We start from the raw sequence: 16,302 nt of genomic DNA, 5'->3' as shown, positions 1-16,302 counted from the left end.
ATGGCGCTCTCCACCAGGGACATCCTCGCCGCACTCGTCGGCTTTCCGACGATCACCGACGGGCCGAACGGGGCGCTCGTGGACTGGGTCGCGGATTTCCTGCGGGCGCAGGGCTTCGCGGTGTGGCGGCTCGCCTCCGCCGACGGGGTGAAGGCGGGGCTGCTGGCGAAGCGCGGGGCGGGGGATGGCGGGCTGCTCTGCTCGGCGCATTCCGATGTGGTTCCGGTCGCGGGACAGGACTGGTCGCGGGATCCCTTCGCGCTTGGCGAGTGCGATGGCCGCTATGTCGGCCGCGGCACGACGGACATGAAGGGGTTCCTCGCCTGCGTTCTCGCCGTCGCGCAGGCGCTGAAGGTCGAGGACCAGCGGATGCCGCTGAGCCTCGCGCTCAGCTGGGACGAGGAGATCGGCTGCCGCGGCATCGCCGAGATGATCGATCAGGTGATCCCGACGCTGGGCCGGCCGGACCTCTGCATCGTGGGTGAGCCGACCTCGCTCCGGCTCGTCACCGGGCACAAGGGCAAGGCGAGCTACCGGGCCATCGCGACCGGCGAGGCCGGGCACTCGGCGATGGCGCCGCAGTTCCGCAACGCGCTGCATCCCGCCGCCGATCTGATCGCGGCGATCCGCGACCGGCAGGCGGCGCTCATGACGCAGGGCGCCCGGGACGCGCGCTATGACCCGCCGGTCTCGACGATCCATGCGGGGGTCTTCCGCGGCGGCACCGCGCTCAACATCGTGCCGGACCGGGCGGAGCTGCTCTTCGAGATCCGCCACCTCGCCGCCGAGACGCCGGAGGCGATCCTGGCGGGCCTCGACGTGCCGCAGGACGTGACGATCACGCAGACGGGGAGCTATCCCGGGCTCAGCAGCGATGCCGCGGTTCCAGCGATCCGCGCCTTCGCCTCCGGCCTCGCGCAGGCGGAGCCCGGCACCGTCGCCTTCGGCACCGAAGCCGGGTTCTTCGCCGCCCTCGGCCTTCCGACGATCGTCTGGGGGCCGGGAGACATGCGGGACGGCCATCAGCCCGACGAATCCATTGCGATCTCCGAGCTCGACGGCTGCATCCGGATCCTGCGCGCCTTCCTGTCCCGCTGACGCGCGCTGCGGACGCGATGGCGTCGAGGCGCTTCGGAGGCGGCCGGAAGCCCCAGACTGTGCCACCCGGCGGCTGGGTTAGCTCATGCCTAAGCCGGACTAATGGAAAAAGTCCTTTCGGCAGCGCCGTTCCGGCGTCATTCAGAAGAAGACGTCCGGAGCCGCGTCTCCGCTCCCCGACATGGAACCCGCGATGAACCAGATCTCCCCTCTGAGCAGCGCCCGGATCGATCCTGTTGCCGAACTCGCCGCCAATGTCGCGGTCCCGTTCGAGCATGCCTCCGCGATGCCGACCTCCGTCTACACCTCGGATGCGTTTCTCGCCGTCGAGGAGGCGCGGGTCTTTGCCAGGAGCTGGGTCTGCGCCGGCCGAACCGAGTCGCTCGACGGGCCGGGCGCCTACATGACGACCGAGATCTCCGGCGAGCCGATCATCGTGCTTCGTGACGCCCGGGGCGCGCTGCGTGCGATGTCGAACGTCTGCCGCCACCGGATGTCGACGCTGCTGGAAGGGCGCGGCACCGCGCGGGTGATCACCTGCCCCTACCATGCCTGGACCTATTCGCTCGACGGATCGCTCCGCGGCGCCCCGGCGATGGAGCTGAACGGCTCGTTCTGCAAGGAGACCTCGGGCCTGCCGGCGATCCGCTGCGTCGACTGGAAGGGGTGGATCATGCTGACCCTCGACCCCGATCTGGCCGAACCGTCCGAGATCTACGCCGAGGTGGACGACCTCGTCGGCTATCTCGACATGGCGAGCTACCGCGAGACCTTCCGCGAGACGCATCGCTGGAACACCAACTGGAAGATCCTGGCCGAGAACTTCATGGAGAGCTACCACCTGCCGGTCTGCCACGCGGGCACGATCGGCGGCTCGACCAGGCTCAGGGACATGGTCTGCCCCGAGGGCTTCGCGAATTTCAACTACCACCACATCCTCAAGAACGATTCCGTGCCGCTGGCGCTGGCGCACCCGACCAACACCGCGCTCACGGGCGACGAGCGCCGCCGCACCTGGCTGCTGGCGATCTACCCGTCGCTGCTGATCACGCTGACGCCGGGCTATTTCTGGTATCTTTCGCTTACCCCTGACGGGCCCGATCACGTGAAGATCCTCTACGGCGGCGGCCTCTCCGCCGATTTCCTCGCCGATCCGGAGGCCGAAGCGCATCTCGCCGCGCTCAAGACCCTGCTCGACGAGGTGAACGAAGAGGACAAGGGCTGCACCGAAAAGGTCTGGAAGGGCATGCAGAGCCGCTTCGCGAGGCCCGGCGCGCTCTCGCATCTCGAACGGCCGAACTACGAATTCGCGCAGTGGATCTCGCGGATGGTGTCGGCGGCCTGAGCCCGCCCTTCCAGCCGCGTGCCGGGGTCGCGCACGGGCCCTCCCCGTGCGGTCGATCGCGCGCCCTCACGGCGGGCCGGAGCATGGGTCTCCTCTCACCCTGCCCGCTCGCGCTGCATCGGGAAGGCCCCGACCGGAAGCGCCGGCCCCGGGGCCTGGAATTCCCGGCGATAGGCCGTGGGGGTGCGCCCCGTTGTCGCCCGGAACTTGCGCGCGAAATGCGCCGCATCGTGAAAGCCGCATTTCTCGGCGATGGCGGCCATCGGCAGATCGGTGCGGCTCAGCAGCGTCGAGGCGCGGCCGACGCGCAGGCGGGTGACATATTCGCTGATCGAGAGGCCTGTACTGCGCTTGAAGATGCGCTGGAGCTGGCTCTCGGACACATGGGCGATCTCGCAGAGCGGCGCCAGACGGATCGGCGCCGCGACCTGCGCATGGACATGATCCAGCACCCGCTCCATCCGCCGTCTGTCGCGCGGCATCTCGGACGGGGTGATCGCACCCGAAGACAGGCCGGTGCGGTCGTTCGCACGGGCCAGATCCAGCAGCAGGCCGACGAGGCCGAGCGCGCGGTCGGAAGGCTCGTGCTCGCACAGCCGGAGCATGCGCGCCTTCATCGCCATCGCGACCGCCGGGCCGAACAGCACGCCGTTTCCGGCCTCGCCCAGGAGCGGGGCGATGACATCGAGCTCCGGCATCAGCTCCAGAAGGCCCCGGATCCAGCCCTCGGTGAACCAGCACACGATGGCGCGATGCTCCGCCGCGCCGTCGGCCAGGCGATGCGACTGCCACGCATGCGGGAGATTGGGGCCGATCAGCGCCAGATCGCCCTCGGCATATGGCGCGACGCCGGTGCCGACGAACCGTGTGCCGTGACTGCCCAGGGTGAGCGTCAGTTCGTATTCCGGGTGGTAGTGCCAGTTGAAGGCAAATTCGGGCAGGCGCCGGTCGTAGATGCGGCAGGAGTGTCCATCCGGAATGGTCACGGCCTCGAACCACGGCTGCATTGTGCGTCTCCTGAAGAATGCGGTGATCCTACAAGAAATCGCCGGGGCCGGGAATGGCGCGGGCCAATGCGGGCCGGTATTTTCATCTCCAGGACACGCCCGGCGGGAGGGGAACATGCAAGGCAGGATGAACGATCCCGATGTGGTGGTAATCGGCAGCGGTGTCGGTGGCGGATCGGTGGCGCTGAAACTGGCGGAGGCGGGTCTGCGGGTGCTGATCCTCGAGCGCGGCGGGCCCCTGCCGAACGAGCCGGAGCTCAACGACGCGGAAGCCGTCTTCATGCAAAACCGCTATCGCACGCAGGAGGAATGGCAGCACGCCTCCGGGCGGCGTTTCCGCCCCGGCCAGTATTATTTCCTCGGCGGGCACACCAAGTTTTACGGCACCGCCATGTTCCGGTTCCGGGAAAGCGACTTTGCCGAGACCGCGCATGAAGACGCGCCCTCGCCCGCATGGCCGATCGGCTACGCCGATCTGGAGCCCCACTATGCGGAGGCCGAACGCCTGTTCGGCGTACGGGGGCTCTCAGGGCTTGATCCGACCGAACCGCCCCGCAGCGGCGGCTACGATCATGCCCCGGTGCCGCATGAACCGCTGATCCAGGACATGGCGAACCGGCTGGAGCAGGCCGGTCTGCGGCCTTTCCCGATGCCGGCCGCGATCGATTACGGGCCCGGCGGCGCCTGCCGGCGCTGCGGCACCTGCGACGCCTTCGGGTGCCGCTTCGATGCCAAGGGCGACGCGGAGACACGGCTTCTGAGCCGTCTGCGCGGCCGCGCGAACGTCGAGATACGCCCCCATGCCAGGGTGCTGCGGCTGATCCACGACGATGGCGGCCGGAGGATCGTCGCCGCCGAGGTCGACTGCGGTGGCGCGACGGAGCGGATCGAGGCGCCGCTCTTCGTTCTCAGCGCCGGCGCGATCAACTCGGCCCTGATCCTTCTGCGCTCCGCCAGCCCCCGCTGCCCCGAAGGGCTCGCCAACCGCTCCGGCGTCGTCGGGCGTTTCCTGATGAACCATCACCTGACCGGGCTGATGGGGGTCCTGCCCTCGACGGTCAATGACACGAAATTTCCCAAGACCCTTTCGGTGAACGATTTCTATCACGGCATCGCGGGCGATCCGCTGGCGCGCGGCAATATCCAGATGCTTGGCAACATCCAGGGGCCGATGATCCGCGCCGCCTATCCCTTCGCGCCGCGGCGTGCTGCCGACTGGCTCGGACGGCACAGTGTCGACTGGCTGGTGATGTCCGAAGACCCGCCGCGGGCGGAAAACCGCGTCCGGCTGCTGCCGGATGGCACCCCGGAGATCACCTGGCGCCCGGCGGACCTTGCCGCGCACGAGCGCTTCGTCCGCCATGCCCGGGCGCTGCTGCGCCGCATCGGCTTTCCCGTCGTCCTGCGCCATTCCTTCGGCATCGAGTCCCCCTCGCATCAGTGCGGCACGGTGCGGATGGGCACGGACCCGGCGGCTTCGGCGCTCGACCCGCTTTGCCGGGCGCATGATCATCCCAACCTCTACGTGGTGGATGCCGGCTGCTTCCCGTCCTCCGCCGCCGTCAATCCCGCGCTGACCGTGGCCGCCCAGGCGCTGCGGGTCGGTGCGCATCTCACCCAGGTCCTTGCCACCGGCAAGGCCGCCTGACACCGGAGACAGTCTCATGCCCCACGATTTCCTGCAGCCGCTGACCGGTTCCTTCGCCATGCCGGCGGGCGAAAACCCGACCGTCGCGATGATCGAGGCCGCGTTCCGCCACCACGGGCTGAACTGGCGCTACATCAATTGCGAGGTGGCGCCGGAGGATCTTGGCGATGCGGTCCGGGGGGCGCGGGCCATGGGCTGGCGAGGGTTCAACTGCTCGATTCCGCACAAGGTGGCGGTGATCGATCATCTCGACGGGCTGGGAGAATCGGCCGCGATCATCGGCGCCGTCAACACCGTCGTGCGGCAGGACGACGGCCGGCTGATCGGGGAAAACACCGACGGCAAGGGGTTTGTCCGGGCGCTTTCCGAGGTGACCGCGCCTGCGGGCCAGCGCGTGGTCCTGTTCGGGGCCGGGGGGGCTGCGCGGGCGGTGGCGGTCGAGCTGGCGCTGGCGGGGGTGTCCCACATCACCGTGGTGAACCGGAGCCGCGATCGCGGCGAAGCGGTGGCCGGGCTGATCGAGGAGAGAACCCCGGCCAGGGCCGACTACCGGCCATGGGACGGCCCCTTTTCGATCCCGGAGGGCACGGGGATCGTCGTCAACGCGACCTCGATCGGGCTCTATCCGCATGTCGAGGCCACCCCGGACATCGACCACGACAGCCTGACCCCGGAGATGGTCGTTGCCGACGGCATCCACAATCCGCCGTTGACGAGGCTCCTGCAGGCGGCACAGGCGCGCGGCTGCAGGACCGCGGACGGTCTGGGAATGCTGGTCTGGCAAGGGGTGATCGGCCTGAAATACTGGACCGGCCTCGATGCCGACGCCGGTGTCATGCGCAAGGCGCTGCTGGACCTTGGCCTCTGAGGCCGGACGCCCGCGGAGGCCGGCCTCGGGCCTCCGGGCGGGGGGGCGGCGTTGACGTGGCCAGAAGGGATTTCCGGAAGCGGCGTCTCCCGCCCCGCCCGCGCCCTCCCGGAACCACACTGCGGCGGCGGCGTTAACCTGCGTGCTCCGCGCTCTCGATCCCGAACGGCGTGACAGAGCAGATGGAGTATCTTCATGACTGTTCGCCTCCACGGTCTCGGGACCGCGCTTCCGCCGTACGAACTTCCGCAGGATATCGTCAGGGTACGGGCCGAGGAAATCCTCGGGCCGCAGTATCCGCAGTTCCAGCGGCTGCTCTCGACCTTCGCAAGCGCCGGGGTCGACCGGCGCTATTCCGTGGTGCCGCTCGAGTGGTTCTCGGAGGATCATGGCTGGGCCGACCGCAACGAGGCCTATATCGAGGGCGCAACGGCGCTTTTCATCGATGCCGCCCGTGCCGCGCTGGATCGCGCCGGGTGGGAGGCGGGCGAGGTCGATTGCGTCGTGACCGTCTCCTCGACCGGTGTGGCGACCCCGACGCTCGAGGCGCGCGCCATGGCCGCGATGGGATTTCGCCGCGACATCCGGCGCGTGCCGCTCTTCGGGCTCGGCTGTGCGGGCGGGGTCTCCGGGCTTTCGATCGCGCAGGCGCTGTCGGCGGCGGAGCCGGAGGCTCGGGTGCTGCTGGTGGTGGTCGAGGCCTGCACGCTCTCCTTCCGCAGCGACCGGTTGCAGAAGGCCGACATCATCGCGACCGTGCTCTTCGGCGACGGCGCGGCGGCGGTCTGCCTCTCGGGGCGGCCTTGCGCCGGGCGGGAGATCACGCTCGATCCCGGCACCCAGGTCACCTGGCCCGACACGCTCGACATCATGGGCTGGAATGTGGACGACACCGGGCTCGGAGTGGTCTTCGACCGGGCGATCCCGGATTTCGTCAACGAGCACATGAGCGAAGCGGTGGCCGATGCGCTCATCGCCTGCCGCATGGAGCGGGGCGCGATCGACCGCTTCGTCTGCCATCCGGGCGGCGCCAAGGTCATCACCGCGATCGAGCGTGCGCTTCATCTCGACCAGGGCGTGCTCGCGGCCGAACGCGAGGTGCTGCGCGGGTCGGGCAACATGTCGGCGCCCACGGTGCTCTTCGTGCTCGAATCCGTGCTGGCCTCGGGTGCGACGGGGCGGATGATGACCATGGCGCTCGGACCCGGTTTCAGCGGGGCATTCCTGCCATTGACGGTGGCGGCGGCATGACGGCGGGCGCGGGGCTTTTCCTCGGCTTCCTGATCCTTCAGCGGCTCTCGGAGCTGGCGCTGGCACGGCGCAACACCGGGCGGCTGCTGGCGGCGGGGGCGCGGGAGGTGGCGCCGGGGCATTATCCGCTGATCGTCGCACTCCACGCGGCCTGGCTGCTGGCGATGGTGGTCTTGGGGCATGACGCGCAGGTTGCCCTGCCCTGGCTCGCGGCCTTTGCGCTGCTGCAGGTGTTCCGGGTCTGGATCCTCGCCTCGCTCGGACCGCGCTGGACGACGCGGATCATCGTGACGGATACGCCGCTGGTGGCGCGGGGCCCCTATCGCTGGGTCCGCCATCCGAACTACCTGCTGGTCGTTTGCGAGATCGCGGTGGCGCCGATGGTGCTCGACCTCTGGCCGGTGGCGCTCGTGTTCAGCCTTCTGAATGCCCTTGTGCTTTCGATCCGCCTCCGCGCCGAGAACCGGGCCCTTGCCCCGCTTCGGCCCGCCTGAGCTTGGGGGTGCCGCCCCTTGAAAACGGGCGTTTCACCGTGAAAATCGGATTTTTTCTTTGATTTCGTTGGATAAAGTTATTAACAACTCATGAATGGAGGGGGTGGAGGCTTCGGGTCGGGTAGACTGCGAGGCTGATGCGCGCTCTGAACGGGGCGCTCTTCAGGCGCTTCGGCAACAAGCGGTCATCGCACCGGCCCCCAGAGAGATGCCTTGGGTTCAGGCAGACAACCCTTCTGCGAAGTCGTCACCCCGGACGCAGGACGCGCGTGACCATGCCCGATCAAACCGGACCATATGTCATCCTGTCGAACGCCCCAACGTTCTCGAGAAGTCGCTCAAGCTCCCCGCGGTGAGGCGGGTGCTTGAGGCGTCGGGCGCAGCCTGAGCCGTCCGGTCAGAGCGGCATGGGGGCTGTGGGGCCGGAGTCCTCCAGCTCCCAGACGGCGGTCCAGGTGTCGGCGTTGCGTTCGAGGCGGAGGAAGTTGCGTTCGGCGGCGTAGACGCCGCCCTGCCCCGGCAGCGGGTGGAGGCGGATCGGGTGTCTGGGGAGCGGCGCCTCGCCGAAGCGGGCGAGTACGCCCAGCACCGTGGCATAGGCGCCCGGCGGGGCGGGGTGGGAGATGCCGGAGGCGACGAGCTGGTGGATATCGCCCTCCGCGGTCTTCATCGTGCCGCGGGTCGCGAGGTGGATCTCGCCCGAGAGCAGGCTCACGCGGCAGCCCGGGCGCTCGTGCACGGCGACGAGCGCGCGGAGGAAGTCGCGCCATTCCTCGCGGTGCCAGCGGCTCTGCCACTGATCGCGCAGGTCGTCCTCGTATTTCTCCATCCAGGGGGTGAGCTTCATCAGCCGCTCGACGATCGAGAGCCGCGGCCCGAGGGCGGGGACGCTCGAGACGAGGAGCACGCGGCCCTCGCGGACCGAGGCCAGATCGGCGCGGAAGGCGCGCCAGCCGGCCTCGCCCATCACCCGCTCGGGCCGGCGTTCGGAGCGCAGGTCCGGGGCGAGCAGGGTGGCGCCGGGGATCTCCACCCGCCAGCCGAGCGACTGGCCGGAGCGGTCGGAGCAGATCTCGGGCACCTCGCCGGGCGCGGCGGCGAACTGGAAGATCAGGAAGTGGTCGCGGGCGGCGGCGAAGAGCGCGCGGCCGAGCGGCGAGTCGAGCTTGCGCTCCTTGAGCGAGCCCCAGCCGTCGCAGATGTCGTGATCGTCCCACATGGCGAGGGAGGGCACGCGCGCGGCGAGCCAGGCGAAGCCCGGCTGGGCGAGCTGTTCGGTGTAGCGCTCGAAGAAGGCTTCCGAGAGGGCGGCGGAGAGCTCGGCCGTCGTGTCCTCGCGCAGGTTCTGCGGCACGGCTTTCGGCCAGCCCGTGGCGAGCGGGTGGGCCTCGGTCACCTCGTCGGCATAGAGCTGGTCGCCGCCGTGGAGCAGGAGGTTGAGCGGGCGGTCGCGGTGGCGCTCGGCGAGGCGGCGCCACATGAGGTTGCGCTCGTCGCCCGGCCGGGAGAGATCGCCGTGCTCCTGGCCGTTGCAGGAGACGAAGCCGATGTGGAGATCGCCGGAGAGATCGGCCGCCACCTCGAAGCTCTCGCCGTCGAAGCGGTAGGCGGCGCCCGCCGTCGCGGGCAGATCGAAGCTGTAGCGGAGCACGTCGCGGCCGCCGCACTGCCAGATGCGTTCGGGGGAGACGGGGCCTGCGTCGGTCTCGAGCGCGGGCGGCGTGCCCTCGCCCTCCGGGGTGACGACGAGCGCCGCGAGGCGGAGCCTTTCCCTGTCGCAGCCCCTGAGATAGAGGATCGGGCCGATGCGCCCGCCCCCGTCCGTCTGCCCTTCCTGCATCGCCGCTCCTTCCGTAGTGCCCCACGCGCACACCCACCCGCGCGCGCCCCAACACATGTGGCGCGGAGCGGCTGCGGGCAATCCCCGATCGGACGGATGGGCGGGCTCTTGCAAATCCCGCGATCCGGGGCTATAGGCCCGTCTTCCCGGGCGCGCCGGCTGAAAGGGCTGCCGAGTTGCGCTGCGTGACCAATCCGCGAGAGGAGATGGAAATGCCCAAGATGAAGACGAAGTCGAGCGCCAAGAAGCGCTTCAAGGTGACGGCCACGGGCCGCGTGCTGGCCGCACAGGCCGGCAAGCGCCATGGCATGATCAAGCGGTCCACGAAGTTCATCCGTCAGGCGCGCGGCACCAGCACGCTCTCCGATCCGGATGCGAAGATCGTGAAATCCTACATGCCCTACGCCCGCTGACCAGGAGGCCTTGAGAGATGTCCCGAGTTAAGGGTGGCGTGAAGACTCACGCCCGTCACCGCAAGATCGTCAAGCAGGCTGCCGGCTACTATGGCGCCCGCTCCACCAACTTCCGCACCGCGAAGCAGGCCGTCGACAAGGCGCTGCAGTATGCGACGCGCGACCGCAAGGTGCGCAAGCGGAACTTCCGCGCGCTCTGGATCCAGCGCATCAACGCCGCCGTGCGCGAGCACGATGCCGGCATGACCTATTCGCGTTTCATCAACGGCCTCGACAAGGCCGGGATCGAGGTCGACCGCAAGGTGCTCGCCGATCTCGCCGTCCACGAGCCGGCCGCGTTCAACGCGATCGTCGATCAGGCCAGGGCGGCTCTCTGAGCCCCTTCCGCCAGACCGGATTTCAGGATGCCCGGACCGCGCGGTCCGGGCATTTTCGTTTCCGCGCCCCGGTGGGGACGCGGCAGGGCCGGCGCCCTCAGTCGGCGGCGACGCCGAAGATGGCGAGATCGACGGAATTGGCCATCGCCTCGTAGCCCGCGTCGTTCGGATGCAGGTGGTCGCCCGAATCGTATTCGGCGCGGATATGCGCCGGGTTTTCCGGATCGCGCACCACCGCGTCGAAATCGATCACGCCGTCGAAGGCGCCGCCGTTGCGGATCCAGTCGTTGACCGCGAGGCGCTTGGCCTCCTTGTCCTCGTTGTAGAAGCCCTCGAGCGGGCCGCCGGCGAAGGTGTCGGCGAAGGGGGTGAGGGTCGCGCCGAAGATTCGGATGCCCTGCATGTGCGCCCGTTCGATCAGCTGGCGGTAGCCCGCGATGATGTCCTCGGCGCTCGGCGCGGGTTCGGTCGGAGCGGTGAGCGGCGAATCCGGCCAGCCGATGTCGTTGATCCCCATCATCAGCACCATCGCCTCCACATGCGGATGGGCCAGCACGTCGTCGTTGAAGCGGGCGAGCGCGTTGACGCCCAGCTGGTCGGTGAGCACGCGCGCGCCCGAAATGCCCTCGTTGAGCACGGTGAGGCTGGATCCGGCCTCGACGAGGCGCTCGGCCAGCACGTCGGGCCAGCGGTTGTTCCCGTTCGGGGTCGAGCCGTCGCCGTCGGTGATCGAGTCGGCGAGGAAGACGATGGAGCCGGGCGCGTCGCCGGTCTGGACCTGGATGCCGCTGAGGAAGAAGCGGGAGTCGAAGGTCTGCGCCGCCTCGAAGCTCTCCTCGCCGGTGAAATCGCCGTTGACCGAGATATAGGCGGTCTGGCGGCCGTCGTTGTGCCAGGTGGTGAGCGGCGTCACCTCGGGGAAGTAGGTGGTGACGGCGATCTCGGAGAGATCCTCGACGGCGAGCGCGACCGGATCGCTCCAGGCCAGCGCGCCGGGCGGGATGGTGAAGCTTTCCTCGCCCGAGAAGGTCAGGGCCATGTCGGTGGCGGCGTCGATGGCGCCGTCCTCGCCCGCGCGGGCGACATGGGCCCGGCCGATCACCAGGGGCATCGCGCCGTAGCGGTTGGAGAACTTCACCCGGACGGCATCGCCGCCCTGCGAGATGCGCGCGACCTGGCGGATGGTCTGATCGCGGACCGAGCGGGGGATCGGGGCGGCGGCGAAGAAGTCCTCGCCCCAGATCGGCTGCGGGCTGGCCGACCAGGTGCCGACCCAGGTGCCGCCCTCGGCGCGTGCGGCCGGCGCCGGCAGGAGCGTTTGCAGGCCGAGGGCGAGCGCCCCGGCCGTGACGGCCATGCGGCAGCGGCGGGGACGGGCCCCGGCAATCGTTCCACGCATATTCTTTTTCTCCCTGAATTTTTTTATGCGCCCGTTATCCGCAACCAATTCCGTCGAGGCAAGGCAAACGGCGGGAATGGCGACGAGGGCATTGCTCGCCGGGCCGGACGCGCGCACTATGTGCAGGGCAGACTGCCCGCAATTTCCGGTGACCATGCCTTGTCTTGATGACCTCCCCGCCCCGTCCTTCCTCGTACCCGGCGAGACGGTGTGGCGCGTGGCGGAGGCCGAACGGCTGGCCTTCATCGTCGATGCGGAGGATTTCTTCCGGCTGGCGAAGCAGGCGATGCTGGCCGCTCGGCATTCGGTGTTTCTCATCGGCTGGGATTTCGATGCGCGCATCGAACTCGAGCCCGAGGGGCGGACGCTCGAGGGGCCGAACCGGATCGGAGCATTCCTGAACTGGCTGGCGAAATCGCGGCCCGAACTCGATCTCAGGGTGCTGAAATGGGATATCGGGCTCCTGCATTCGCTGGGCCGCGGCGAGACGCCCGCCTTCCTGCTCTACTGGCGCTTCCGGCGGCGCTTGGACCTGAGGCTCGACGGGGCGCATCCGCCGGTCTCGGCCCATCACATGAAGCTCATCGTGGTGGATGACGCGCTGGCCTTCTGCGGCGGCATCGACATGACGGAGGGCCGCTGGGACACGCGGGCCCATGCGCCGGAGCGCGAGGGGCGCCGCGCCCCGGACGGCGAGATCCAGAAACCCTGGCACGATACCACGACCTGCGTCTCGGGCCCGGCGGCCCGCGCGCTCGGCGATCTCGCCCGCCTGCGCTGGAAGAACGCGACCGGCAAGGACATCCCGGATGTCCCGCCGAGCGAGGGGCTCTGGCCGGACGAGCTTGCGCCGCATTTCCGCAACGTGGAGATCGGCATTGCCCGCACGATGCCGGAATACAAGGAGACGCCGCAGATCAGCGAGATCGAGAAGGCGACGGAGGCGATCCTGCGCAGCGCCGAGCGCACGCTCTACATCGAGAACCAGTATCTCGCCTCGCGCAAGATCGCCGAGATCATGGCCGAGCGGCTGCGTGCGCCGGACGGACCCGAGATCGTGGTGATCTGCCCACGGGATTCCGACGGCTGGCTCGAGTCGAAGGCGATGGACACGGCGCGGGCGCGGCTGATCGAGTTCCTGCGCGGCGAGGACCGGTACGGGCGCTTCCGGATCTTCTATCCGGTCAATGCCGATGACACGCCGATCTATGTCCATGCCAAGGTGATGATCGCGGACGACAGCATCCTCAAGGTCGGCTCGGCCAATCTCAACAACCGCTCGATGGGCTATGACACCGAGTGCGACATCCTGATCGAGGCGACCACCGAGGAGATGCGCGAGACGATCACCGCGATCCGCAACGACCTCCTGGCCGAGCAGGTGGACGCCACGCCGGACGCGGTGGCCAAGGCGGTCGCGGCCTCGGGCGGCTCGATCATCGGCGCGATCGAGGCGCTCAACCCGGATGCGCAGAGGCGGCTCGTGCGCATGGAGGTGGAGGAGCACAGCCTCGACGAGGAGATGCTGGCGGAATCGGATGCCGCCGATCCGATCCGCCCGGTCACCTTCCGCGAGGCGGTGACGAGCCTCTTCCGGAGCTTCCGGCGCAAGCTCTGAGGCGCCCGGCCCGCGCTGCCGCGAAAGCCGCGGAAAAGCGCGCGAAAAACACGCTCAAATTGCGAAATATGACCAAAAATCCAGCTGTTTCGTTGCACTTGGTCCGGCAAGCCAATATACCAGATACAGTGAGCGCAAACTCCCTAAGGGCGAAACCTTGACAGATACCCCCGAGAACGGACCGGACGAGGAAGAGGGCGGCGCTCCCGAGCGCCCCGCCTATTCCGGCCCTGCCATCGCCATCGAGACGGAAATGAAGACGGCCTATCTCGATTACGCGATGAGCGTGATCGTGAGCCGTGCGATCCCCGACCTGCGCGACGGTCTGAAGCCGGTGCATCGGCGCATCCTCTATGCGATGCACGAGACCGGCAACACCCACGAGAAACCCTACCGCAAGTCGGCGCGGCCCGTCGGCGACGTGATGGGCAAGTATCACCCCCATGGCGACAGCGCGATCTATGACGCGCTGGTGCGCATGGCGCAGGATTTCTCGATGTCGCTGCCGCTGCTGGACGGACAGGGCAACTTCGGCTCGATGGACGGCGATGCGCCGGCCGCCATGCGTTACACCGAGGTGCGCATGGACAAGCCGGCGGCCTATCTGCTGGCCGACATCGACAAGGAGACGGTGGATTTCCAGCCGAACTACGACGGCAAGGATCTCGAGCCCGCCGTGCTGCCGGCGCGCTTCCCGAACATGCTGGTCAACGGCGCGGGCGGCATCGCGGTCGGCATGGCGACGAACATCCCGCCGCACAACCTCGGCGAGGTGATCGACGCGACGCTGGCGCTGATCGAGAACCCGGATCTGGGCGTGACCGAGCTGATGGACTATATCCCTGCCCCGGATTTCCCGACGGGCGCCATCATCCTCGGGCGCTCGGGGGCGCGGAAGGCCTATCACGAGGGGCGCGGCTCGGTGATCATCCGGGCCAAGACCCGGATCGAGGAGATCCGCAAGGACCGCTTCGCCATCGTCGTGGACGAGATCCCCTACCAGGTGAACAAGGCGACGATGATCGAGCGGATCGCCGATCTCGCCCGCGAGAAGCGCATCGAGGGCATTGCCCATGTGCAGGACGAGAGCGACCGGTTCGGCGTGCGCGTGGTGGTGGAGCTGAAGCGCGACGCGACGCCCGACGTGGTGCTGAACCAGCTCTTCCGCTTCACGCCGCTGCAGACCTCCTTCGGCTGCAACATGCTGGCGCTGAACGGCGGGCGGCCGGAGCAGCTCGACCTCCGCAAGTTCCTCACCGCCTTCGTGAGCTTCCGCGAGGAAGTGGTGGCGCGGCGGACGGCCTTCGAGCTGCGCAAGGCGCGGGAACGGGCGCATATCCTCTGCGGGCTCGCGGTCGCGGTCACCAATGTGGACGAGGTGGTGGCGACGATCCGCGCCTCGGCCGATCCGGCGGAAGCGCGCGAGCGGCTGATGACGCGGGCCTGGCCGGCCTCCGACATCGCGCCCTACATCGCGCTCATCGACGATCCGAGCCACAAGGTGCAGGAGGACGGCACCTATTACCTTTCCGAGACCCAGGCGCGCGCGATCCTCGAGCTCAGGCTCCAGCGGCTGACGGCGCTCGGGGTCAAGGAAGTGACCGACGAGCTGCAGGATCTGGCGGTGAAGATCACCGACTATCTCGATATCCTGCGCTCGCGCGTGCGGATCATGGAGATCATCTCGAACGAGCTCAAGGAGGTGAAGGAGCTCTTCGCCGTGCCGCGGCGCTCCGAGATCGTCGAATGGGACACCGATCTCGACGACGAGGATCTGATCGAGCGCGAGGACATGGTGGTGACCGTCACCCGTGCGGGCTACATCAAGCGCACGCCGCTCGCCGAATACCGCGCCCAGCGCCGGGGCGGCAAGGGCACGGCGGGGATGAACACGAAGGACGAGGATTTCGTCACCACGCTCTTCGTCGCCAACACCCACACGCAGCTCCTGTTCTTCACCACCGACGGCATGGCCTACAAGCTCAAGTGCTGGCGGCTGCCGCAGGCGGGGCGGAACGGGCGCGGCAAGGCGATCGTCAACATCCTGCCCATCGCCCATGGCGTCTCGATCGCGGCGATCATGCCGGTGGACCAGCCCGAGGAGGACTGGGCGAGCCTGCAGATCATGTTCGCGACCTCCCAGGGCGACGTGCGCCGCAACGCGCTCGACGATTTCACCAACGTCAAGGCCAACGGCAAGATCGCGATGAAGCTGCCCGAGGGCACCCGGCTCATCAACGCGCGCATCTGCTCGGAAGACTATGACGTGATGCTGACGACGCGGGCAGGCAAGGCGATCCGTTTCCCGGTCCATGACATCCGCATCTTCAAGGGCCGCGAATCCACCGGCGTGCGCGGCATCCGGCTCGGCGCGGGCGACGAGGTGGTCTCGATGGCGATCATCCGGCATTTCGAAGCGAGCCCCGAGGAGCGCGCGGCCTATCTCAAGATGCGCCGCGCGGTTGCGGGCGCGCTCGAGGAGGAGGATGCCGGCGAGGACGAGGATGCGGTCGAGGCCGTGACCCTCGGCCAGGAGCGCTATGTCGAGATGTCGGAGGCCGAGGACCTCTTGCTGACGATCACCGAGAAGGGGTCGGGCAAGCTCTCCTCGAGCCACGACTATCCGGTGCGCGGCCGCGGCGGCCAGGGCGTGATGGCGATGGACAAGGCCATGCGCGGGGGGCCGCTCGTGACCCTCTTCCCGGTCGAGAGCGACGACCAGATCATGCTCGCGACCAATGCGGGCCAGTCGATCCGCTGTCCGGTCGGCGACATCTCGTTCCGCTCGCGCAGCGCGGGCGGGGTGCGGGTCTTCCACACCTCGAACGGCGAGCGCGTGGTTTCGGTCGCGCTGATCGCCGAGGCCGGCGACGAGGAGACGGATGAGGCCGAAGACGAGGGCGGCGGCGCGGAGGCGTAAGCCCCCTGCCCCCGCCGTCCGGGT

The 16,302-nt window shown here is 68.7% G+C and carries 13 protein-coding genes; 10 read left to right on the top strand and 3 right to left on the bottom strand.

Features of this window, described 5'->3' with window-relative positions; genetic code table 11:
* Both argE and ACF66B_RS16130 read left to right on the top strand, forming a co-directional pair.
* Positions 1-1,098 (top strand): acetylornithine deacetylase, encoded by a 1,098-nt coding sequence (gene argE / locus ACF66B_RS16135; RefSeq protein ID WP_111429958.1) that lies wholly within the window; start codon positions 1-3, stop codon positions 1,096-1,098.
* A gap of 193 nt (positions 1,099-1,291) precedes the next feature.
* Positions 1,292-2,443, top strand: a complete 1,152-nt coding sequence (locus ACF66B_RS16130; protein WP_111430003.1) for an SRPBCC family protein — start codon at positions 1,292-1,294, stop codon at positions 2,441-2,443.
* 95 nt (positions 2,444-2,538) lie between these two features.
* Here the strand turns inward: ACF66B_RS16130 and ACF66B_RS16125 are convergent, their stop codons facing one another.
* A complete protein-coding gene (locus ACF66B_RS16125; protein WP_111429959.1) occupies positions 2,539-3,450 on the bottom strand; it encodes an AraC family transcriptional regulator in 912 nt (303 codons plus the stop codon).
* A gap of 115 nt (positions 3,451-3,565) precedes the next feature.
* Between ACF66B_RS16125 and ACF66B_RS16120 the strand changes: the two genes are divergently transcribed.
* The 4 genes from ACF66B_RS16120 (at position 3,566) to ACF66B_RS16105 (ending at position 7,711) form a co-directional block, all read left to right on the top strand.
* Complete coding sequence (locus ACF66B_RS16120) at positions 3,566-5,098, top strand: GMC family oxidoreductase (RefSeq protein ID WP_111429960.1); 1,533 nt, start codon at positions 3,566-3,568, stop codon at positions 5,096-5,098.
* A 16-nt stretch (positions 5,099-5,114) separates the two neighbouring features.
* Positions 5,115-5,966 carry a shikimate dehydrogenase gene (gene aroE / locus ACF66B_RS16115; RefSeq protein WP_111429961.1) on the top strand — a complete coding sequence of 284 codons (852 nt, stop codon included), beginning with the start codon at positions 5,115-5,117 and terminating at the stop codon, positions 5,964-5,966.
* Between the two features lie 195 nt (positions 5,967-6,161).
* A complete protein-coding gene (locus ACF66B_RS16110; RefSeq protein ID WP_111429962.1) occupies positions 6,162-7,217 on the top strand; it encodes a type III polyketide synthase in 1,056 nt (351 codons plus the stop codon).
* Entirely contained in the window at positions 7,214-7,711 is a 498-nt protein-coding gene (locus ACF66B_RS16105) for an isoprenylcysteine carboxylmethyltransferase family protein (protein WP_111429963.1), read from the top strand. Before ACF66B_RS16110 ends, ACF66B_RS16105 begins: the two co-directional genes overlap by 4 nt.
* A 397-nt stretch (positions 7,712-8,108) precedes the next feature.
* Here ACF66B_RS16105 and ACF66B_RS16100 read toward each other — a convergent pair whose 3' ends face one another.
* The gene (locus tag ACF66B_RS16100) at positions 8,109-9,551 is read right to left on the bottom strand and encodes an alkaline phosphatase D family protein (protein WP_111429964.1); all 1,443 of its coding nucleotides are present in this window, start codon (positions 9,549-9,551) and stop codon (positions 8,109-8,111) included.
* Between the two features lie 212 nt (positions 9,552-9,763).
* On the opposite strand from ACF66B_RS16100, the gene rpmI reads away from it, so the two are divergent.
* Both rpmI and rplT read left to right on the top strand, forming a co-directional pair.
* Complete coding sequence (rpmI, locus tag ACF66B_RS16095) at positions 9,764-9,964, top strand: 50S ribosomal protein L35 (RefSeq protein ID WP_111430004.1); 201 nt, start codon at positions 9,764-9,766, stop codon at positions 9,962-9,964.
* Positions 9,965-9,981: 17 nt separating this feature from the next.
* A complete protein-coding gene (rplT, locus tag ACF66B_RS16090; RefSeq protein ID WP_111429965.1) occupies positions 9,982-10,341 on the top strand; it encodes a 50S ribosomal protein L20 in 360 nt (119 codons plus the stop codon).
* A 97-nt stretch (positions 10,342-10,438) separates the two neighbouring features.
* On the opposite strand, the gene ACF66B_RS16085 is transcribed toward rplT, so the two are convergent.
* The gene (locus tag ACF66B_RS16085; RefSeq protein ID WP_392663274.1) at positions 10,439-11,740 is read right to left on the bottom strand and encodes an SGNH/GDSL hydrolase family protein; all 1,302 of its coding nucleotides are present in this window, start codon (positions 11,738-11,740) and stop codon (positions 10,439-10,441) included.
* A 154-nt stretch (positions 11,741-11,894) separates the two neighbouring features.
* Here ACF66B_RS16085 and ACF66B_RS16080 point away from each other — a divergent pair, with 154 nt between their 5' ends.
* Entirely contained in the window at positions 11,895-13,358 is a 1,464-nt protein-coding gene (locus ACF66B_RS16080; protein ID WP_111429966.1) for a phospholipase D-like domain-containing protein, read from the top strand.
* Between the two features lie 157 nt (positions 13,359-13,515).
* A complete protein-coding gene (gene gyrA, locus ACF66B_RS16075) occupies positions 13,516-16,278 on the top strand; it encodes a DNA gyrase subunit A (protein ID WP_111429967.1) in 2,763 nt (920 codons plus the stop codon).
* Positions 16,279-16,302: the final 24 nt, after the last annotated feature.

This window comes from Amaricoccus sp. B4, from assembly GCF_043226085.1.
Classification (GTDB): domain Bacteria; phylum Pseudomonadota; class Alphaproteobacteria; order Rhodobacterales; family Rhodobacteraceae; genus Amaricoccus.
The sequence above is the reverse complement of the archived record's forward strand: the minus strand, read 5'-3'. Positions and strand labels throughout refer to the sequence as shown.

Bases quoted from the DNA above. Each gene is read 5' to 3' on its own strand.
- argE (WP_111429958.1), top strand. From the start codon at position 1: ATGGCGCTCTCCACCAGGGACATCCTCGCCGCACTCGTCGGCTTTCCG.
- ACF66B_RS16130 (WP_111430003.1), top strand. From the start codon at position 1,292: ATGAACCAGATCTCCCCTCTGAGCAGCGCCCGGATCGATCCTGTTGCC.
- ACF66B_RS16125 (WP_111429959.1), bottom strand. From the start codon at position 3,450: ATGCAGCCGTGGTTCGAGGCCGTGACCATTCCGGATGGACACTCCTGC.
- ACF66B_RS16120 (WP_111429960.1), top strand. From the start codon at position 3,566: ATGCAAGGCAGGATGAACGATCCCGATGTGGTGGTAATCGGCAGCGGT.
- aroE (WP_111429961.1), top strand. From the start codon at position 5,115: ATGCCCCACGATTTCCTGCAGCCGCTGACCGGTTCCTTCGCCATGCCG.
- ACF66B_RS16110 (WP_111429962.1), top strand. From the start codon at position 6,162: ATGACTGTTCGCCTCCACGGTCTCGGGACCGCGCTTCCGCCGTACGAA.
- ACF66B_RS16105 (WP_111429963.1), top strand. From the start codon at position 7,214: ATGACGGCGGGCGCGGGGCTTTTCCTCGGCTTCCTGATCCTTCAGCGG.
- ACF66B_RS16100 (WP_111429964.1), bottom strand. From the start codon at position 9,551: ATGCAGGAAGGGCAGACGGACGGGGGCGGGCGCATCGGCCCGATCCTC.
- rpmI (WP_111430004.1), top strand. From the start codon at position 9,764: ATGCCCAAGATGAAGACGAAGTCGAGCGCCAAGAAGCGCTTCAAGGTG.
- rplT (WP_111429965.1), top strand. From the start codon at position 9,982: ATGTCCCGAGTTAAGGGTGGCGTGAAGACTCACGCCCGTCACCGCAAG.
- ACF66B_RS16085 (WP_392663274.1), bottom strand. From the start codon at position 11,740: ATGCGTGGAACGATTGCCGGGGCCCGTCCCCGCCGCTGCCGCATGGCC.
- ACF66B_RS16080 (WP_111429966.1), top strand. From the start codon at position 11,895: ATGCCTTGTCTTGATGACCTCCCCGCCCCGTCCTTCCTCGTACCCGGC.